Source organism: Amycolatopsis vastitatis (genome assembly GCF_002234595.1).
Lineage (GTDB): Bacteria > Actinomycetota > Actinomycetes > Mycobacteriales > Pseudonocardiaceae > Amycolatopsis > Amycolatopsis vastitatis.
Genome location: NZ_NMUL01000007.1, coordinates 227,846 through 246,645 on the forward strand (window position 1 = coordinate 227,846; position 18,800 = coordinate 246,645).

Here is an 18,800-nt window from a genome sequence, read left to right on the forward strand (position 1 = left end):
TGCCCGGCGTTTCCCGTCAGTGCGGGCGGTGGGCGACGGCGAGCAGGTGAGCGCTGACGTCGATGAGCCGCGGGTCCTGTTCGGCGATCCGCGCGGCGCGCAGGGCGGCCTCGGCCAGGGTGTCGAACCGGCCGGGCCCGGCGGCGTCGAGGGCGGGCCAAGCGGGACCTTCCACGCCGTACACGCTCACGTCGGGAAAGCCCGCGGTGGCGACCTCGTCCCGGAGTTCCGCCGAGGTGTGCCAGTGCGTGGGGACGAAGCCGACATGACCGTCGTACTCGCCGGTCTCGATCACCGTGCGGATCGGGGCCACCTGTTCGGCAGTGAGGGTTCCGGCGGTCGCCGTTTCCAGCAGCGAGAGGTAGCGGCTGATGCCCGCGGCCGCGAGCAGCCCGCCCGGCCGGAGGACCCGGCGGCCTTCGGCCAGGCTCCTGGCCCGGTCGGCCGGATCGACGAGGTGGTACAGCGGGCCGAGGAGCAGCACGGCGTCGAAAGCGGCGTCCGGCGCGGTGAGGTTCCGGGCGTCGCCGGTCTCGGCCGTGACACCGGGCAGGGTGGCGGCGTGCGCGACGTGATCCGGCACGAGGTCGACCAGGTGGACGGCGTGCCCTTCGGCGGCCAGCCACTCGGCGTGGATGCCGGTGCCGCCGCCGACGTCGAGGATGCGGGCGGTCTCGGGCAGGAAGCGGCGCAGCAGTTCGCGGGTACGCAGGTACTCGAGCCTGCCGTGCGGAGTGCGCGCGAGCCTGGTGTGCTCGGCCGGGCCGGCCGCGTAGTGCGTGACGAGATCCATGCTCAAGCTTCCCGGACGCGGCAACCGGGTTTCAGGACACCGCGGGCGAGGCCCGGAAGTTCTGGTCGGCGAAGGCCAGCAGGTAGGGCAGCGTGGCGCGGGCGGTGTGCCAGGTGTGGTTGAAGCCGCGTTCGGCGTGGACCACCGCCTCCTGGCCGCGGGCGCGGAGCGCGTCGGCGATCCGCCGGGCGGTGACGACGTCGGTGGGGGCGCCGGTGCCGACGGCGAGCATCACCGAGATCGGCGCGCTGAACTTCATGCCGGGCAGGTAGCGGCGGGGCGTGTTGGCGGCGATCGCGGCCTGGTTGCCGTTGAGGATGCCGATGGAGTCGTTGAGGTCGTCGTAGGGCAGGGCGATCACCAGGGTGGCGAACTCGTCGACGTGGTGGAGGCCGATGTTGAGCGCGCCGAAGCCGCCGCCGGACATGCCGCCGAGCGCGCGGTGGGCCCGGTCGGCGACGGTGCGGTAGCGGTGGTCCACGGCCGGGACGACGGTCGAGGCGAGGTAGGTCTCCAGCTGGGGGCCGCCGGGCACGTTCAGGCATTCCCAGTCGGTGCTCGGGTTGCCCGCGGTCAGGTCCACGCTGACCACGATCATCGGGGCGATGACGTTGGCCTGCTGCAACGCCGAGAGCGTGCCGGGGGCGTCGCCGGAGGTGAGCCAGTCTCGGGGGCCGCCGAACGGGTAGCCGTGGATCAGGTAGACGACCGGGTAGCGACGGGCGGTGTCGGTGTCGTACCCGGGCGGGAGGACGACGTAGTTGCTGCCCGAGGGAACCCCGTGGGCGGGGTCCGGGAGGTTGACGACGTCGATCCGCTGGCCGGCGGCGGCCCTGCCCGCGCCGGCGTGCGGCGCGGACGCCGAATCCGATGAGCCCGGCGACGAGTCCGCCGAGGACGGTTCGGGGGCTTCCTTGCCGTCGTCGAGCAGCCGGCCGGCGAGGTTGGCGACGCCGGGGCCGCGCTGCAGGAGGCGGGCGAGGTCGTCGGAAGTGCGGACGTACCCGACGTAGCTGTTGAGGGCGGTGACCGCGGCCAGCAGCAGGAGCACGCCGAAGGCGGTGAACCCCCAGCGCCGGACGCGGCGGCGGTACCAGAGCGCGACGACGACGGCGAGGACGGCGGCGGCGGCCGAGGCCAAGGCGAGCCAGATGAGCGGCGACTCGAGCGGGCCGAGGTCGCGGGCGCGGGCGGTGACGTCGCCGGGCAGCACCGGATCGGTCCCGGCCCGGTGGATGACGCTCGCCAGGCCGTGCCCGTCCATCGATTCCCCGCTCGTCCCCTGGTTGCGGGCATGGTTGCCCCCAACTCGAACGCGAAGCTAGCGGGGAGTGGCTGTGGGTTCGTTGAGAGAAGGTAAAGAGCCGTTAAAGCCGGTAGAGGGTGAGGGCGCTGGGGCGCGACCGGAAGCGGAACCGGTTGCCGAGCGGGCCGACCTCGCCGTCGGTGGCGACGCGGCGGTTGCCGTCGAGCAGCTCGACGTCCAGTTCCGGCAGGTCGAGCTCGTGGTAGACGTGGCTGGCGGCGAGACTGCGGGTGATCATCGCGAGCAGGAACCGGGCCCGGGAATAGGGCAGGTCGGCGCGCAGGTAGCGGATGTCGAGCAGGCCGGTGTCGAGCGCCGGCCGGCGGCTGGGCGCGAAGCCCTTCGGCGCGTACGTGCCGTTGCCGACGAACAGCAGCCAGACCTGGGTGCGCTTGCCGTTGAGCCGGACGGTCAGCGGCTTGGCGTGGCGCAGCGTCCGCGCCAGCGCGATCGCGGCCGAGGGCCACTTGGGGTGCCGCTGCTGGAGCTTCTCGCGCAGCCGCACCATCTCCGGGTAGCCGCCGAGGCTGGCGGTGTTGACGAACCAGCGGTGGGCGGTGCCGTCGCCGCCGTCGATCTCGACTTCGCCCAGATCGACCCGGACGGCGTTGCCGACCTCGGTCGCCGCGTCAGCGTCGGGCATGGAGCTGACGCCGACGTCGCGGGCGAAGTGGTTGAGCGTCCCCGCGGGGACCAGGGCGAGCGGCAGGTCGCGCTCCGCGGCGACCGAGGCCACCGCGGCGACAGTGCCGTCCCCGCCCGCGACGGCCAGCGCACGGACCGTGCCGCGGGCGTCGATCTCGGCTTCGAGCTGGGCGCGCAGACCCTGCTCGGGGTCCGGGTAGAGCAGCGTGGCCTTGGGCCAGGCGAACTTGACGTCCTCGGTCGGGTCCTGGCTCGCCACCCCGGAGTTCGGGTTGACGACGGCGAGCATGTCCTCACCGTCGACCATCTCGGGCGCGTCGGCGTCGTGGGCCGTGCGGCCCGGGACGTCGTCGTGCAGGGGCCACCAGTGCCGGGTGGCCAGGCCGACGCCGACCCCGATGCCCAGCCCGACACCCACGTCGGAGGGCCAGTGCACGCCGGTGTGGACCCGCGAGTAGGCCACGGCCAGCGCCAGCGGCGCCACGGCGAGCCCGGCCCGCGGCGACTCCATCGCCACCGCTGTCGCGAAGGCCGCCGCGGACGCGGAGTGACCGGAGGGGAAGGACGAGGACGTGGGACGTTTCCGCAGGCGGCGCCGCATGGGCGTCTCTTCTTCGGCCGGGCGGCGGCGGGGGAAGAGCGGCTTGCCGATGAGGTTGGCCGCGGCACTCGCCCCGGCGATCGCGACGACCCCCCGCAGCGCGCCGCGGCGGGTCTCGCCCTTGCGGACGGCCAGCAGCGCGGCGACGCCCCACCACAGGCGGGACTTGTTCGCCGACCTGGACAGCGCCATCAGCGCGTCGTCGGCCCGCGAAGCCGGGATCGAGGCGCTGCGCCGCATCAGCGCGCGGTCGGTCCGGCCGACCCGCCGGAACGTCCGGATGAGCTGGTGTGCCAAGAGGTCCGCCTTCCGCGCGCCGTCAAGAGCCGTGCTCCAATCGTGCCTGATTCGGCGAGATTTCACCGTCTGTGGCGTACTGGGGGCGTGTCGACGCCCGAACGGCGCACCGTCGACGGGGGTGCAGCGCCTACTCTGGTGGAATGCAGCGGCGGATCTTTGGCATCGAGACCGAGTTCGGGGTCACGTGCACCTTCCACGGACAACGCAGGCTCTCGCCCGACGAGGTGGCGCGGTACCTGTTCAGGCGGGTCGTGTCGTGGGGACGCTCCTCCAACGTGTTCCTGTCGAACGGCTCGCGGCTCTACCTCGACGTCGGCTCGCACCCCGAGTACGCGACGGCCGAATGTGACGACCTGGTCCAGCTCGTCACGCACGACAAGGCCGGTGAGCGGATCCTCGAGGACCTGCTGGTCGACGCCGAACGGCGGCTCGCCGACGAGGGCATCGGCGGCGACATCTTCCTGTTCAAGAACAACACCGACTCGGCGGGCAACTCGTACGGCTGCCACGAGAACTACCTCGTGACCCGCGCGGGGGAGTTCTCCCGGATCGCGGACGTGCTGCTCCCGTTCCTGGTGACCCGCCAGCTCATCTGCGGCGCCGGCAAGGTGCTGCAGACCCCGCGGGGCGCGGTCTACTGCCTCTCCCAGCGTGCCGAGCACATCTGGGAGGGCGTGTCGAGCGCGACGACCCGCTCGCGGCCGATCATCAACACCCGCGACGAGCCGCACGCCGACGCCGAGCGCTACCGGCGGCTGCACGTCATCGTGGGCGACTCGAACATGGCCGAGCCGACGACCATGCTCAAGGTCGGCTCGGCGAACCTGGTGCTCGAGATGATCGAGGCCGGCGTCCAGTTCCGCGACTTCACCCTCGACAACCCGATCCGGGCGATCCGCGAGATCAGCCACGACCTCACCGGCCGCCGCCAGGTGCGGCTGGCCGGCGGGCGCGAGGCCTCGGCGCTGGACATCCAGCGCGAATACCACGCCCGCGCGCTCCAGCACATCAAGGACAACGGCTCGACCGCGGCGAACGAGCGCGTCGTCGAGCTGTGGGGCCGCGCGCTGGAGGCGGTCGAGCAGCAGGACTTCGGCAAGATCGACACCGAGATCGACTGGGCGATCAAGCACCGGCTGGTCGAGCGCTACCGGCACAAGCACGACCTGGACCTGTCCAGCCCGCGCATCGCCCAGCTCGACCTGGCCTACCACGACATCCGCCGTGGCCGGGGCATCTTCGACCTGCTGCAGCGCAAGGGCCTGGTCCGCCGCGTCACCGACGACGGCGAGATCGAGGCGGCCAAGGACACCCCGCCCCAGACGACCCGCGCGAAGCTGCGTGGCGACTTCATCGCCGCCGCCCAGGCCGCGGGCCGCGACTTCACGGTCGACTGGGTGCACCTGAAGCTGAACGACCAGGCCCAGCGGACGGTCCTCTGCAAGGACCCGTTCCGCTCGGTCGACGAGCGCGTGGAACGCCTGATCAGCTCGCTCTGACGATGTTCGTGAAGGCCACCTCGAGGAACTCGAGGTGGCCTTCACGGCGTTCCGCAGACGCGACGAAAGTCGGGGCGGGACTGCGGCAGGATCGCCCCATGCGTGTCGTGCTGCTCGTGCTCGCCCTGCTCGTTTCGGTCACCGTCCCCGCGTCGGCGGGGGAGCGCCTGCCGAAGTGGGAGCTGACGCCGACCGGCGTCATCGCCCAGTTCCGCGGCCTGTCCGCCGTCAGCGCCCGCGTGGCGTGGGTCAGCGGGACCCAGGGCACCGTCCTGCGGACCACCGACGGCGGGGCGACCTGGCAGTCCGTCGGGCCGCCCGGGACCGAGACGCTGCAGTTCCGCGACATCGAGGCGTTCGACGCCGGCCACGCCGTGGTCCTCTCGATCGGCCCCGGCACCGACTCCCGCGTCTACCGGACCGACGACGGCGGCGCGCACTGGCGCCAGACCTTCCAGAACACTGACGCCGCGGCCTTCTACGACTGCCTCGCCTTCTTCGACCCGTGGCGCGGGCTGGCGATGAGCGACCCGGTCGACGGCCGGTTCCGGCTGCAGGCGACGTTCGACGGCGGCCGCAGCTGGCACCCGGTCCCCGACAGCGGCTTCCCGCCCGCGCTGCCCGGTGAGGCCGGGTTCGCGGCCAGCGGCCAGTGCGTCACGACGGCCGGGCCGTTCGACGCCTGGCTCGCCACCGGCGGCGGCGCGACCGCCCGCGTCCTGCACTCCGGCGACGGCGGCCGGCACTGGACGGCGAGCGACACGCCGTTGCCGAGCAGCCCGTCAGCCGGTGTGTTCGCCCTCGCCTTCCGGAACCCGGGCCAGGGTGTCGCGATCGGCGGCGACTTCGCGAACCCGGACGCGCCGGGCCCGGCCGTCGCGCTGACCCGCGACCGCGGCCGCACGTGGCGGACGCCGGCGCAGTACCCGGCCGGCTACCGCTCCGGGCTGGCGTGGCGCGGGGAGACGGTGCTCGCCGTCGGCCCCGGCGGCAGCGACCTCAGCCCCGACGGCGGACGGCACTGGACCCGGTTCGACACCGGCAGCTTCGACACCGTGGACTGCGCCGGGGCGGCCTGCTGGGCGAGCGGCGCCCAGGGCCGCGTCGCCCGCCTTCGCTAGAGCGCCTGGCCGGTCGGGCGGACGAGGATCTCGTTGACGTCGACCGACGGCGGCTGGGACAGGGCGTAGAGCACGGCGCGGGCGATGTCGTCGGGGTGCAGGTTCGGCTTCTTGCGCTGCTCGTCGCTGAGGATGTCGGTGTCGGTCATGCCGGGGTTGATCAGCGTGACGCGCACTCCGGTGCCGACGGCCTCTTCCCGGATCGCCCCGGCCATCCCGGTCACGGCCCACTTCGTCACGGAGTACAGGCTCGCGTTGCGGATGTAGCGGCCGGCGACCGACCCGGTGATCAGCAGGTGGCCCGACGACTCCCGCAGCGCGGGCAGGGCGGCGCGGGCGGTGTAGGCGGCGCCGAGGACGTTGGTGCGGACCATGGGTTCCCACGCGCGCGGGTCGGGATCGTCGTCGCCGAAGAAGGAGGTCCCGACCCCGATCCCGGCGTTGGCGAAGGCGGCGTCGAGCCGCCCGAACCGCTCCACGGTCTCGCCGACGGCGGCGGAGATGCCCGGCCAGTCGCCGACATCCGCGCCGAGCGCGAGGGCGCGGTCTTCGCCGAGCTCGGCGGCGAGGGGAGCGACGGATTCGAGCTTGCGGGCGACGAGGGCGACCTTGAACCCGGAGGCGGCGGCCAGCCGCGCGGTGGCGGCGCCGAGGCCGCGGGAGGCACCGGTGACGAGGAGAACGCGATCATCCATGGGCTCAGGTTAGAGCGCCCCAATGTGGCGTTGGGTGCACTGGACGCACCGAACGCCACATTGGGTGCGTTGGATGCACCGAACGCCACATTGGGGCGCTTGGTCAGGGCGTCAGCACGAGCCGTCCGCGCAGGCCACCCGCCGCCAGCCGCTCGTGGGCTGCCGCCGCCTCCGACAGCGGCAGGACTTCCGCCACCCGCAGCGGCAGGACCCCTTTCTCCGCCAGCCGGGACAGCTCGGCCAGCCGCTCGCCGTCCGCCCTGATCCAGACGCTGCTCACCTTGACCCCGCGCAGCGGGATCGGCGCGGCACCCGCCGCGAAGGCGACGAACTCCCCGCCTCCGCGGACCGCGTCGAGCGCCTCCAGGCCCAGCAGCGCCGTGTCCAGGGCCGCGTCCACCCCGCCCGGCCCCAGCGCGCGCACCCGGTCGCCGAGTGACGGCCCGCGCGGCACGAACTCGTCCGCGCCGAATCCCCGCACCGGCGCCTCGTCGGCGGCGGAGGCGACCGCGACCACCCGCAGCCCGCGGAGCCGGGCCAAGGCGACGGCGTACCCGCCCACCGCGCCCGCCGCCCCGGTGATCAGCACCGTCCCCGTGGTCTCGACCAGGTCCAGCGCCTGGGCCGCGGTCAGCGCGTTCAACGGCAGGGTCGCGGCTTCGGCAACCGGGACACCCGCCGGTGCCGGTGCCACCGCCGAGGCGTCCAGCACGATCTGCTCGGCGTAGGCCCCGAGCGGCGTGGCGATCCGGTCGCGCAGGCCGATCACCGCGTCGCCCGCGGCGAACCCGCCGCCCGCCGTCTCGACCGTGCCCGCCACGTCCCAGCCCAGGCCGAGCACCTCCCGCGGCGGAATCACCCCGGCCCCGGTCAGGACCCCCGCGCGGGTGGCGAGGTCGACCGGGTTCACCGCGGCCGCCGCCACCCGGATCCGCACCTGCCCCGGACCGGGCACCGGCTCCGGTACCTCGACGGACTCCAGGACCTCCGGGCCGCCGAACCGGCGGACCACCATCGCGCGCATCTTCGTCTCCGTTCCCGAAACCGGACCTTCCCCACGAACGTAGGGGGAGCTACTCTCCATCGGGAAGTACGCACTCGCAGGTGCCCCACCCCACCAGGAGGTACGTCCGGTGCCCACGCGCACGGCGGAACAGCGGCGGCAGGCCGAACGAGCCGCCTACGACGCCTATCTCGCGGCCTGCCCCACCCGGAAGCTGCTGGACGAGATCGCCGGCAAGTGGGTCAGCCTCGTCCTGGTCGCGCTCGGTGACGGCCCGCGGCGCTACAGCGACCTTTCGCGGCGCATCGCCGGGGTCAGCCAGAAGATGCTCACGCAGACCCTCAGGGTGCTCGAACGCGACGGCCTGGTGCGCCGCGAGGTCACCCCGTCGGTGCCCGTCCGCGTCGACTATTCCCTTACGCCGCTGGGGGAATCCCTGCGCGCGCTGGTGGCCGGGTTCAAGGACTGGGCGGAGGCCAACTTCGACGCCGTCGACGCCGCCCGCGCCGACTACGACGCGCGTACACCGGACCTCACGATCGAGCCAGGCGGCGCGGGCTAGGCTCTACCGGGTGTCCACCGCGCGCGCCGAACGGCTGGTCAATCTGGTGCTGGCCCTCCTGTCCACCCGGCAGTACCTCACTGCCGAGCGGATCCGCGGCATCGTGCCCGGCTACGGCGACGCCGTCAGCGACGAGGCGTACTTCCGGATGTTCGAACGGGACAAGACCGAGCTGCGCGAGCTCGGCATCCCGCTGGAAACCGGCCGCAACTCCGCCTTCGACGCCATCGAGGGCTACCGCATCGCCCGCCGCGACTACGAGCTCGGCGAGATCGACCTCGCCCCCGACGAAGCCGCCGCGGTCGCGCTGGCGTCCCGGCTGTGGGACTCCCCGGAGCTGACCGGGCAGGCCCACGGCGCGCTCGTGAAGCTGCGTGCCGCCGGCCTGGAGGTCGACGACCAGGCCCCCACCGTCGTCGAGCCGCGCGTGCGCGCCGAACCGGCGTTCGGGCCCCTGCTGGCCGCGGTCCAGAACGGCCAGGCCGTGCGCTTCGAGTACCGCCGCAGCGGCTCGCCCGAGCGGATCATGCGCACCCTCGAGCCGTGGGGCGTGGTGTCGTGGCGGGCCCGCTGGTACGTCGTCGGGCACGACCGGGACCGCGGGGCCACCCGGTGCTTCCGGCTGTCCCGGGTCACCGGCCAGGTCCGCGCCGTCGGGAAACCCGGCGAGGTCAAGCGCCCCGAAGGAGTCAACCTGCTGAAGCTCGTCACCGCGACCGGCGACAGCGAGCAGTCGCCGGTGACCACCGCCCGGCTGTGGGTCGCCGACGGCCGCGCCGCCGGGGTCCGCCGTCGCGGCACCGTGGTCGGCCGGTACACGGTCGACGGCGAAGAGGGCGACCTCGTCGAGATCGGGCTCTACTTCCCGGAGTCGGCGGCCGACTGGATCACCGCGCAGGGCCCCGACGTCGTCGTGCTCGAACCCGACGTGCTGGCCAAGACCGTCCAGGACCGGCTCGAAGCCGTCGTGGCCCGGCAGGGGAGCGGCCGGTGAGCGGGTCCACCGACCGGATGCCGAGGCTGCTCGCGCTGGTGCCCTACCTCCTGGCGCGCCCGGGCATCCGCGTCGACGACGCGGCGCAGGACTTCGACGTCACGCCGAAACAGCTGCGCAAGGACCTCGAGCTGCTGTGGATGTGCGGGCTGCCCGGCTACGGGCCCGGCGACCTGATCGACCTGTCCTTCGAAGGCGACACGATCGTCGTCACCCACGACGCCGGGATGAACCGCCCGCTGCGGCTGACCGGCGGCGAGGCGACCGCGCTGCTGGTCGCCCTGCGGGCGCTGGCCGAGACGCCGGGCGTGGTCGACGGCGACGCGGTCCGCCGCTCGATCGCCAAGATCGAGTCCGCCGCCGGACAGGCCCAGCCCGCCGGCGTGGTCGTCGGCGGGGGAGTGCGCGAAGGCAAGAAGACCGCGCGGACCCGCGAGGAGGTCGCTCGGGCCCTGCGGGACGGGCGAGCGCTGCGCATCCGCTACTACACCGCGTCCAAGGACCAGATCACCGAGCGCACGGTCGACCCGATGCGGCTGCTGATCGTGCAGGCGGTCGGCTACCTCGAGGCCTGGTGCCGCCGCGCCGAGGCCGTCCGGCTGTTCCGGCTCGACCGGATCGACGAGCTGACCGTCCTCGAAGAGCCGTCCCGGCCGCCCGCGCACGCCCACCCCACCGACATCTCCGAGGGCGTCTTCCGCGAGCGTCCCGACCAACGGGAGGCCGTCCTGGTCCTCGACCCGGACGCACGCTGGGTAGCCGAGTACTACCCGTGCGAGGAGCTCGACGAGCTCGACGGAGGACGGCTGCGGATCCGGATGCGCTACGCCGACCAGTCCTGGATGGTGCGCCTCGTCCTGGGGCTGGGCGGAGAAGCGCTGGTGGAGAGCCCGGCCGACCTCGCGTCCGACGTCGGACGCCGCGCCGCCGACGCCGTGGCCCGAGCCCGTCACCTTCCGTCAACCTGCGACCACTAGGCTGAGGACGTGCCGTACCTGCCCACGATCGCGCTCGCCGCGGTCGGCCTCTTGCTGCTCCTGCTCCTGCTGGTGCGGACCGTCAAGGTCTTGCGTGGTTTCCAGCAGACCGCAAGCATGGTGGCTACGAACACCCAGGACCGGGCGGGGTTGATCCGCGCCCGGACGGCAGCGTTGCGCGTCGCGTTCGAGCAGCGCCGCCGGAAACCGGAAAACCGGTAACATCCCTACCAGACGCAGATAGGAGGCCATCTTGTTCGCCAACGGATTGCAAGGATGGCATTTGATCATCTTGGTGCTGCTCGTCGTGCTGCTGTTCGGGGCCAAGCGGCTTCCCGATGCGGCGCGGTCGATCGGCAAGTCCATGAAGATCTTCAAGGCCGAGACCAAGGACCTCGCAGGCGACAAGAGCGCCTCGCACGAGGACGCCGAGCCCGTCGAGACCAAGCAGATCCCGGCGACTCCCGCCCCGGCGGCCGCCACCGACCAGCAGGTCGCCGACCTGCAGCGGCAGCTCGACGAACTCAAGAAGCAGCAGGCCGCCGACCAGCCGCAGAAGAACGCCAGCTGAGCGGCTAGGCCACACCCGGTCCCTGGTCCACGGAGCGCGCCGAAGCCGGCGCGCTCCGGCGGACACCGACGAGAACGGAACAACCCGTGGCGGAACCCGCCTCCGGAAACGGTGCCAGCCGCCTGTCGAAGCGGCGCAGGCGCAGCCGTCGCGCCAACCCCGACGGCACGATGACGCTCATCGAGCACATCTACGAGTTCCGCCGTCGCCTCGGCATCGCGATGCTCGCCGTCGTGATCGGCGGGATCATCGGGTTCATCTGGTTCGGCACCAAGATCGGCCCGATCCCGTCGCTCGGCGACCTCGTCAAGGACCCGTACTGCGCCATCCCGCCGGAACGGCGGCTCGACAGCGCCGCAGGGTGCCGGCTGCTGCAGACCGTGCCGTTCGAAGCCTTCATGACGCAGCTGAAGGTCGGTATCGCGGCCGGGGCCGTGCTCCTCTCGCCGGCCTGGCTGTACCAGATCTGGGCGTTCATCGCGCCGGGCCTGTACAGCAAGGAACGCAAGTACGCGCTGACGTTCGTCGGCTTCGCGTCGGTGCTGTTCGCCGGCGGCGCCGTCCTCGCCTACATCCTCTTCCCGCACGCCCTCCAGCTGCTCATGGGCTTCGGCCAGGACGCGTTCGTCACCGCCCTCACCGCGGACAAGTACATCTCGTTCCTGCTGTCGCTGCTGATCATCTTCGGGATCAGCTTCGAGCTGCCGTTGCTGGTCGTGATGCTCAACCGCGTCGGCGTCGTGAAGTACGTCCAGCTGAAGAAGTGGCGTCGCGGCATCGTGTTCGCCCTGTTCGTCTTCGCGGCCTTCGCCACCCCGGGTTCCGACCCGTTCTCGATGCTCGGCTTGGCCGGCGCGCTGACCGTGCTGTTCGAGATCGCCGTCCAGCTCGCCCGGATCCACGACCGCAAGAAGGACCGCGAACGCCACGACGAGGGCTGGGACCAGCTCGCCGACGACGAAGCGGCACCATTCGACTACACGCCGAGCACGGTTGACGACGAGCCGTCCACCCCGACCGCGTCCGGCGGGCGCTCGAGCACCGACGATGTCACGTAGTGGGGATCCACGCCGCGCTCGCCGTCCACCCGGCGTCGGGGCACGGCGCGGCCGCCCGGATCGCCGACACCGTCGCCGAGCGGCTGCGCACCGCCGTGGACCGGCTGGACGTCCTGGTCGCCCACTCCGTCGAGGAGTCCCGCGAACTGATGCGGACCTCCCACCACGCCGGCCTCGACGTCCTGATCGTGCTCGGCGGCGACGGAGCCGCCCACCAGGGCGTCCAGTTCTGCGCGAACCACGACGTCGCGCTCGGCCTCGTCCCCGCGGGCACCGGCAACGACTTCGCCCGCGCCCTGGGCGTCCCCGGCGAGCCGCTGCCCGCCGTCGACGCACTGGTGGCCGCCCTGCGATCGGGAGCCCGGCGGCGGATCGACCTCGGCCGCGCCGGCGACACCTGGTTCGCGACAGTGCTGTGCGCGGGCTTCGACGCGAGCGTCAACGAACGCGCCAACCGGATGCGCTGGCCGTCCGGGCCACGCCGCTACGACCTGGCGATCCTCGCCGAACTGGCGGCGTTCCGCTCCCGCCCCGTCGTCGTCGACACCGGCACCGAACGCCTCGAGCTCGACGCGACCCTCGTGGCGATCGGCAACACCCGCTTCTACGGCGGCGGCGTCCCGATCTGCCCCACAGCCGACCCCGAAGACGGCGTCTTCGACGTCACGATCATCGGCCACGCCACCCGCCGCGGCCTCGTCCGCCTGCTCCCCGGCCTGCGCACCGGCAAGCACCTCACCCACCCGGCCGTCCGCACCCTCCGCGCCCGCACCGTGACCCTCACCGGCAACTCGTGGCCCGCCTACGCCGACGGCGAGCCGCAGGGGAGTGTCCCGGTGACGGTCAGCTGCGTCCCGGGCGCACTGACGGTCCTGGCCTAACGCTCGTACCCGCCCGCACGCGCCACCAGCTGACGGAAATGCGCCGGGGTGAGCAGCCGGCCCGCGTCGGCGAAGTACACACCGCCGCAGCGGTGACAGAACCAGCCCTGCTCCCACACCTGCCGCGCCGCCGGCACCCCACGCCGCTGCCGCCGATCCGCCCGCACCCGCCGCACGTACAGCCAGACCAGCACCCCCGCGGCGACGTACACGCTCACCGCGGGCAGCGAGACCACCGCGACACCCACCACCTCGGACCCCGCGCCACCCGGCGGCGGATCCTCGAACGCCGAAAACGGCAACACCAGAAAACAGCTCCCGACCAGCACCAGCACGATCACCGCGGCCAGCAAGCCACCACCGCGGCGCGGGGGAGGGAAGGGATCCAGCGCCCGCGCCACCGCGGACACCGACACCCCGTTCACCTGACGACCCGCAGCCACCACCAGCCCGTCGCCGGAAGGCGCGACAACCGCCGGAGCCCGCCCCCGGAAGAACGAATGACCGCCCTGATACACCGCGGGCACCCGCTGCACCTGATCCAGCAGCCCACAGCCGGGACACGGTTCCGTCATGCCGCATCCGACGCGCCCCACCACAACCCGGTTCCCCCGCCACCTAAGTGTATAACGACCTATACAGCGGCCGAATTTTCTTGATCACCAGCTTGCCCGCGAGCAGCCGAAAAGACGCAACGACCGGGCGAGCCACGCCGTCGGTCACGCGACGTGCGGGCGGCCGGGGGGATGTGAAACCCTGACGAGGTGGCCAGTAGCCCTTCTCCCTCCCCGGCCGAGGCCTATTCGGCCTCCACGCGCCGCGGGAAGTACCCCCAGCTGACCCGCTTCGCCGCGGAGGCGTCCTTCGAGTTCGACCAGTTCCAGATCCGCGGGTGCGAGGCCCTCGAGGGCGGTCACGGCGTGCTCGTCTGCGCGCCCACCGGGGCGGGCAAGACCGTGGTCGGCGAGTTCGCCGTGCACCTGGCGCTGGCCGAGGGCCGCAAGTGCTTCTACACGACGCCGATCAAGGCGTTGTCGAACCAGAAGTACGCCGACCTCGCCGCCCGATACGGCAACGACGCCGTCGGCCTGCTGACCGGGGACACCTCGATCAACGGGAACGCCCAGGTGGTCGTGATGACCACCGAGGTGCTGCGGAACATGCTGTACGCCGGTTCCTCCACCATCACCGACCTCGGGTACGTGGTCATGGACGAGGTGCACTACCTCGCCGACCGGTTCCGCGGCGCGGTCTGGGAGGAGGTGATCCTGCACCTGCCCGAGCACGTCCGCGTGGTGGGGCTGTCGGCGACGGTCAGCAACGCCGAGGAGTTCGGCGAGTGGCTGGTCGAGGTGCGGGGTGACACGACTGTGGTCGTCGACGAGCACCGGCCGGTGCCGCTGTGGCAGCACATGCTCGTCGGGAACCGCCTGCTGGACCTGTTCGCCGGCGAGGACGTCCACGCGCCCGGCGCGGAGCTGCGCATCAACCCGACCTTGCTGCGCCGGACCGAGGAGATCGGCCGCCAGTACGCGCCGGCGGGTTTCCGCGGCCCGCGTGGGCGGCGGGGTGCGCCGTCGCGGATGCCGCGGTTCCGGCCGCCGTCGCGGGTGGACGTGGTCGAGCAGCTGGACCGGGCGGGGTTGCTGCCGGCGATCGTGTTCATCTTTTCGCGTGCCGGGTGTGATGCGGCGGTGGCGCAGTGCGTGCGGTCGGGGTTGCGGCTGAACGGGCCGGGTGAGGTCGAGGAGATCCGCCGGGTCATCGAGGAGCGCACGGCCGATCTGCCCGAGGGTGATCTCGGGGTGCTGGGGTACTGGGAATGGCGGGAGGCCCTCGAGCGAGGTATCGCGGGGCACCACGCCGGGTTGCTGCCGGCGTTCAAGGAGACCGTCGAGGAGCTGTTCGTCCGGGGGCTGGTGAAGGTCGTGTTCGCGACCGAGACGCTGGCGCTGGGGATCAACATGCCGGCTCGCACGGTGGTGCTGGAACGCCTGGTGAAGTACAACGGCGAGGCGCACGTGGACCTGACGCCGGGGGAGTACACGCAGCTGACCGGGCGGGCGGGGCGGCGGGGGATCGACGTCGAGGGCCATGCCGTGGTGGCGTGGCAGCCGGGGGTGGATCCGAAGCAGGTGGCGGGGCTGGCGTCGACGCGGACGTATCCGCTGCGGTCGTCGTTCCGGCCCGGCTACAACATGGCGGTGAACCTGGTCGCGCAGGTCGGTGCGGCGGAGGCTCGTGAGCTGCTGGAGCAGTCGTTCGCGCAGTTCCAGGCCGACCGGTCGGTGGTGGGTACGGCGCGCCGGATCGAGCGGAACAAGGAGGCCCTCAAGGGCTATACGGCCGCGGTGACCGGGGATTTCGACGAGATGCTGGAGTACGTCGAGCTGCGGGCGAAGATTTCGGCGCGGGAGAAGGCGTTGTCGCGGCAGAACACCGCGGTGCGGCGCGCGGGTACGGCGGAGTCGCTGGAGAAGCTGCGGAAGGGTGATGTGATCGCGGTTCCGGCGGGTCGCCGGGCGGGGCTGGCGGTGGTCGTCGATCCGGGGCTCGATCCGATCCGGGAGCCGCGGCCGGTCGTGGTGACGGAGGATCGCTGGTCGGGGCCGTTGTCGGTGGCGGACTTCCCGGCGCCGGTGGAGGCGCTGGGGCGGATCAAGCTGCCGAAGCACATCGAGCTGCGTTCGCCGAAGACGCGTCGTGACATCGCTTCGACGTTGCGGAACGCGGGGATTTCGTTGCCGGGTAAGCAGAAGCGGCGTTCGGGGGCGAACGAGGACGGTGAGCTGGCCGCGTTGCGGCGGGCGTTGCGGGCGCATCCGGGTCATGGGCTGGCCGAGCGGGAGGCGAACCTGCGCTGGGTCGAGCGGTACCAGCGGCTGGCCGCGGAGACGCAGCAGCTGGAGCGGAAGGTGGCCGCGACGACGCACTCGCTGGCGCGGGCGTTCGACCGGATCTTGGCGTTGCTGGGTGAGCGCGGTTATCTGGCAGCGGCGCGAAGCGCCTCCGTTGAGGGTGGTGGCGGGGGCATGGATGGACTGGGGCCGGAGTCGGCGGGGGATGGCGAGGATCGGGTCACCGAGCACGGGCGGCGGCTGACCCGGCTCTACAGCGAGTCGGATCTGCTGGCGGCGGAGTGCATCCGGCACGGGGTGTGGCGTGACCTGAACCCGGCGGAGCTGGCCGCGGTCGTGTCGACGCTGGTGTTCGAAGCGCGTCGTGACACGGCGGGTGAGCCGCGGTTGCCGGGTGGTGCGGTGCCCGAGGCGTGGCAGGAGACGGCGCGGTTGTGGGTGGAGCTGACCGAGGACGAGCGGCGGCACCGGCTGGATCGGACGCGGGAGCCCGACGCCGGGTTCGCGTGGCCGGTTTATCGCTGGGCGCGTGGTGAATCCTTGGAGAAGGTGCTCACGGCGGCGGAGGCGAACGGCCAGGAGCTGTCGGCGGGTGATTTCGTGCGGTGGTCGCGGCAGGTGATCGACCTGCTCGACCAGATCCGTGACGTGCTCGGCAAGGGTGATCCGGTCGGGGCGGCGGCGGCGGACGCGGTGAAGGCTCTTCGCCGGGGGGTCGTGGCCGCGGGTGCGGCGTGAACTTCGTGTAAGCCCTGCTCCAGACGGCGGAGGCGGTGAGCGTGGACACGTGTGCTCGGCTGCGACCTGTGGTTGGATCGCGTCGACACCGTGCGTATGCGGCTCGACGGCGGTCGGGGTGGACAGCGAGATGATCGAAGCAGGCGGAGGCAGACGATGAGCACGCCGTATGGCGGCAACGACCCACAGCAGCCCCAGTACGGGCAGCAGCCGGGCGGCGCGTACCCGCCGAGCGGCCAGCAGGAACAGCCTCAGTGGGGTCAGCAGCCGCCTTCCCATGACCCGAACCAGCAGCAGTGGGGCCAGCCGCAGCAGCCCCAGCAGCCGCAGCAGTGGGGTCAGCAGCCGGGTGGGTACAGCCCGCCGCAGCAGCCGCAGTGGGGTCAGCAGCCCCCGCCCTACGGTCAGCAGCCGCCGGGGTACCCGCAGAGCGGGCCGCAGGCCCAGCCGCAGTACGGGCAGCCGGGTGGGGCGTATCCGCAGAGTGGTCCTCAGGCGCAGCCGCAGTACGGGCAGCCGCAGCCGGGCCAGTACGACTACGGCCAGCAGCAGTTCCCGGGTCAGGGCGCGCCGGAGGGGGAGCAGCCGGCGAAGTCGTCGAAGAAGGGCCTGTTGATCGGGGTCGTGGCGCTGGTCGTGGTGCTCGCGGTGGTCGGTGTGCTGGGTTTCGTGACGCCCGGGTTCTTCAAGACGCAGGTCTTCAACAACACGCAGATGCAGACCGACGTCCAGAAGCTGCTCACCGAGACGTACAAGATCGACGGTGTCACCGCGGTCACCTGCCCGGCCGAGCAGAAGGTCGAGGACGGGGCGAAGTTCGAGTGCACCGCGACGATCGCCGGCAAGCCGCAGCAGGTGCCGATCACGGTGAAGGGCGACGGCGGCAACTACGAGGTTTCCCCGCCCGCCTCCAAGTAGTGGCGTGACCGAGGTCCGGTCGCCGGGAATTCCGGTGGCCGGACTTCGTCGTCTCCGGAGATGATCCGGGGATGAGCGACTTCGAGATCCGGACGCTGGGCGTCGATGAGCACCGCGGGGCGAGTGACTTGTTCCGCGGCACGGTGCATTTTCCGCCCGCCGACGACACCGAATGGGAGCGCACGGCCCGGACGTACCAGCCGGGCGGGACGCTCGGGGCGTTCGGGCCGGACCTCGTCGGCACCGCGCGGGCTTTCGACGCGGAGTTGACCGTTCCGGGCGGGGCGCGGCTGCCGATGGCGGCTGTCACGGGGGTCGGTGTCCGCGCCGACCGGACTCGCCGTGGCATCTTGCGGGCGTTGATGACGGCGCAGCTGGAGGACTTCGCGGGGCGTGGCGTGGTGTTCGCGAACCTGCTCGCTTCCGAAGCCGCCATTTACGGCCGGTTCGGCTACGGCCTGGCGACGCGGTGCCGCACCTACGGCGTCGACCGGCATCGGGCCCGGGTGCGCCCGGACGCGCCGGCGGGCGGTGAGATCGAGCTGCTGGAGATCGACCGGGCTTTCGAGGTCTGCCCGGGCATCTACGAGCGTCTTCGGCACCGGCCGGGGGGCATGACGCGCCCGGAGGTGCTGTGGCGGCTGTATGAGAACCAGGCGCGCCGCCGGACGCAGCCGATGAAGACGGTGGTGCACCACGGGCCGGACGGGCCGGACGGGTTCGCCCGGTACTTCGTCGAAGGCGGGCACGGTCAGCCGAAGCAGCTGGAGGTGATGGACCTGTTCGCCGGTTCCCCGGCCGCGTTCGCCGGGTTGTGGCGGTTCCTGCTGGGCGTGGATCTGGTGGACCGGGTCGTGGCCGAGGAACGTGCGCTCGACGAGCCGATCGAGCTGATCCTGGCCGACCACCGGCACGCCACCGTCGAGCAGGTCGCCGACGAGCACTGGATCCGGCTCGTCGACGTCCCGGAGGCGCTGGCCGCGCGCGAGTACGGGCACGCCGCCCCGGTCGTCCTGGAGGTGGTGGACCCGCTGCTGCCCGGCAACGGCGGTGCCTACCGGATCGGCCCGGACGGTGCCGAGCGCACCGAGGGGCCTGCCGCGCTCCGCCTCGACGTCACCTCGCTCGCGATGGTCTACCTCGGTACCTGGCGGGTTTCGTCGCTGGCCGACGCGGGCCGGATCGAGGTGCGTGACCCGGCCGCTCCGGCGGCCGCGGACGTGCTCTTCGGCACGCGCGTCGTGTCCTGGAGCGGTTCTTACTTCTAAAACGGGATGCCC

At 72.4% G+C, this 18,800-nt stretch carries 18 protein-coding genes; 12 read left to right on the forward strand and 6 right to left on the reverse strand.

Annotated elements, in window-relative coordinates; genetic code table 11:
* Positions 1-16 precede the first annotated feature (16 nt).
* From CF165_RS08230 to CF165_RS08240, 3 genes are all read right to left on the reverse strand, one after another.
* The gene (locus CF165_RS08230) at positions 17-793 is read right to left on the reverse strand and encodes a class I SAM-dependent methyltransferase (protein ID WP_093946826.1); all 777 of its coding nucleotides are present in this window, start codon (positions 791-793) and stop codon (positions 17-19) included.
* Positions 794-824: 31 nt separating this feature from the next.
* The gene (locus CF165_RS08235; RefSeq protein WP_093946827.1) at positions 825-2,057 is read right to left on the reverse strand and encodes an alpha/beta hydrolase; all 1,233 of its coding nucleotides are present in this window, start codon (positions 2,055-2,057) and stop codon (positions 825-827) included.
* 103 nt (positions 2,058-2,160) lie between these two features.
* Entirely contained in the window at positions 2,161-3,642 is a 1,482-nt protein-coding gene (locus CF165_RS08240) for a bifunctional phosphatase PAP2/diacylglycerol kinase family protein (protein ID WP_093946828.1), read from the reverse strand.
* A gap of 143 nt (positions 3,643-3,785) precedes the next feature.
* On the opposite strand from CF165_RS08240, the gene pafA reads away from it, so the two are divergent.
* On the forward strand, positions 3,786-5,144 hold the full coding sequence (pafA, locus tag CF165_RS08245; RefSeq protein WP_093946829.1) for a Pup--protein ligase: 1,359 nt from the start codon (positions 3,786-3,788) through the stop codon (positions 5,142-5,144).
* A 98-nt stretch (positions 5,145-5,242) separates the two neighbouring features.
* A complete protein-coding gene (locus CF165_RS08250) occupies positions 5,243-6,265 on the forward strand; it encodes a WD40/YVTN/BNR-like repeat-containing protein (protein ID WP_093946830.1) in 1,023 nt (340 codons plus the stop codon).
* Here the strand turns inward: CF165_RS08250 and CF165_RS08255 are convergent.
* Positions 6,262-6,960, reverse strand: a complete 699-nt coding sequence (locus CF165_RS08255) for an SDR family oxidoreductase (protein WP_093946831.1) — start codon at positions 6,958-6,960, stop codon at positions 6,262-6,264. The two genes, CF165_RS08250 and CF165_RS08255, sit on opposite strands and share 4 nt — an antisense overlap.
* 103 nt (positions 6,961-7,063) lie before the next feature.
* Positions 7,064-7,984 (reverse strand): NADP-dependent oxidoreductase, encoded by a 921-nt coding sequence (locus CF165_RS08260; protein WP_093946832.1) that lies wholly within the window; start codon positions 7,982-7,984, stop codon positions 7,064-7,066.
* A 109-nt stretch (positions 7,985-8,093) separates the two neighbouring features.
* Between CF165_RS08260 and CF165_RS08265 the strand changes: the two genes are divergently transcribed.
* The 7 genes from CF165_RS08265 (at position 8,094) to CF165_RS08295 (ending at position 13,006) form a co-directional block, all read left to right on the forward strand.
* Positions 8,094-8,525 carry a winged helix-turn-helix transcriptional regulator gene (locus CF165_RS08265; RefSeq protein ID WP_020638253.1) on the forward strand — a complete coding sequence of 144 codons (432 nt, stop codon included), beginning with the start codon at positions 8,094-8,096 and terminating at the stop codon, positions 8,523-8,525.
* A 10-nt stretch (positions 8,526-8,535) separates the two neighbouring features.
* Positions 8,536-9,519: a helix-turn-helix transcriptional regulator gene (locus tag CF165_RS08270; RefSeq protein ID WP_093946833.1), complete on the forward strand. Its 984-nt coding sequence runs from the start codon at positions 8,536-8,538 to the stop codon at positions 9,517-9,519.
* Positions 9,516-10,496 carry a helix-turn-helix transcriptional regulator gene (locus CF165_RS08275; RefSeq protein ID WP_093946834.1) on the forward strand — a complete coding sequence of 327 codons (981 nt, stop codon included), beginning with the start codon at positions 9,516-9,518 and terminating at the stop codon, positions 10,494-10,496. Before CF165_RS08270 ends, CF165_RS08275 begins: the two co-directional genes overlap by 4 nt.
* Before the next feature lie 9 nt (positions 10,497-10,505).
* Complete coding sequence (locus tag CF165_RS08280) at positions 10,506-10,718, forward strand: bacteriophage holin (protein WP_093946835.1); 213 nt, start codon at positions 10,506-10,508, stop codon at positions 10,716-10,718.
* A gap of 31 nt (positions 10,719-10,749) precedes the next feature.
* Positions 10,750-11,067 (forward strand): Sec-independent protein translocase subunit TatA, encoded by a 318-nt coding sequence (gene tatA / locus CF165_RS08285; protein ID WP_093946836.1) that lies wholly within the window; start codon positions 10,750-10,752, stop codon positions 11,065-11,067.
* An 86-nt stretch (positions 11,068-11,153) separates the two neighbouring features.
* Complete coding sequence (gene tatC / locus CF165_RS08290; protein ID WP_093946837.1) at positions 11,154-12,125, forward strand: twin-arginine translocase subunit TatC; 972 nt, start codon at positions 11,154-11,156, stop codon at positions 12,123-12,125.
* Entirely contained in the window at positions 12,125-13,006 is an 882-nt protein-coding gene (locus CF165_RS08295; RefSeq protein ID WP_093946838.1) for a diacylglycerol/lipid kinase family protein, read from the forward strand. The genes tatC and CF165_RS08295 overlap by 1 nt, the downstream gene beginning before the upstream one ends.
* Here the strand turns inward: CF165_RS08295 and CF165_RS08300 are convergent.
* On the reverse strand, positions 13,003-13,422 hold the full coding sequence (locus tag CF165_RS08300; RefSeq protein WP_240521498.1) for a hypothetical protein: 420 nt from the start codon (positions 13,420-13,422) through the stop codon (positions 13,003-13,005). The genes CF165_RS08295 and CF165_RS08300 overlap by 4 nt on opposite strands.
* A 348-nt stretch (positions 13,423-13,770) precedes the next feature.
* On the opposite strand from CF165_RS08300, the gene CF165_RS08305 reads away from it, so the two are divergent.
* From CF165_RS08305 to CF165_RS08315, 3 genes are all read left to right on the forward strand, one after another.
* Complete coding sequence (locus CF165_RS08305) at positions 13,771-16,602, forward strand: DEAD/DEAH box helicase (RefSeq protein ID WP_093946840.1); 2,832 nt, start codon at positions 13,771-13,773, stop codon at positions 16,600-16,602.
* Positions 16,603-16,758: 156 nt separating this feature from the next.
* Positions 16,759-17,520 carry a DUF4333 domain-containing protein gene (locus CF165_RS08310; RefSeq protein WP_093946841.1) on the forward strand — a complete coding sequence of 254 codons (762 nt, stop codon included), beginning with the start codon at positions 16,759-16,761 and terminating at the stop codon, positions 17,518-17,520.
* Positions 17,521-17,591: 71 nt separating this feature from the next.
* Positions 17,592-18,788: a GNAT family N-acetyltransferase gene (locus CF165_RS08315; RefSeq protein ID WP_093946842.1), complete on the forward strand. Its 1,197-nt coding sequence runs from the start codon at positions 17,592-17,594 to the stop codon at positions 18,786-18,788.
* Positions 18,789-18,800 lie beyond the last annotated feature (12 nt).

Bases quoted from the DNA above. Each gene is read 5' to 3' on its own strand.
- CF165_RS08230 (WP_093946826.1), bottom strand. From the start codon at position 793: ATGGATCTCGTCACGCACTACGCGGCCGGCCCGGCCGAGCACACCAGG.
- CF165_RS08260 (WP_093946832.1), bottom strand. From the start codon at position 7,984: ATGCGCGCGATGGTGGTCCGCCGGTTCGGCGGCCCGGAGGTCCTGGAG.
- CF165_RS08255 (WP_093946831.1), bottom strand. From the start codon at position 6,960: ATGGATGATCGCGTTCTCCTCGTCACCGGTGCCTCCCGCGGCCTCGGC.
- CF165_RS08250 (WP_093946830.1), top strand. From the start codon at position 5,243: ATGCGTGTCGTGCTGCTCGTGCTCGCCCTGCTCGTTTCGGTCACCGTC.
- CF165_RS08315 (WP_093946842.1), top strand. From the start codon at position 17,592: ATGAGCGACTTCGAGATCCGGACGCTGGGCGTCGATGAGCACCGCGGG.
- pafA (WP_093946829.1), top strand. From the start codon at position 3,786: ATGCAGCGGCGGATCTTTGGCATCGAGACCGAGTTCGGGGTCACGTGC.
- CF165_RS08235 (WP_093946827.1), bottom strand. From the start codon at position 2,057: ATGGACGGGCACGGCCTGGCGAGCGTCATCCACCGGGCCGGGACCGAT.
- CF165_RS08310 (WP_093946841.1), top strand. From the start codon at position 16,759: ATGAGCACGCCGTATGGCGGCAACGACCCACAGCAGCCCCAGTACGGG.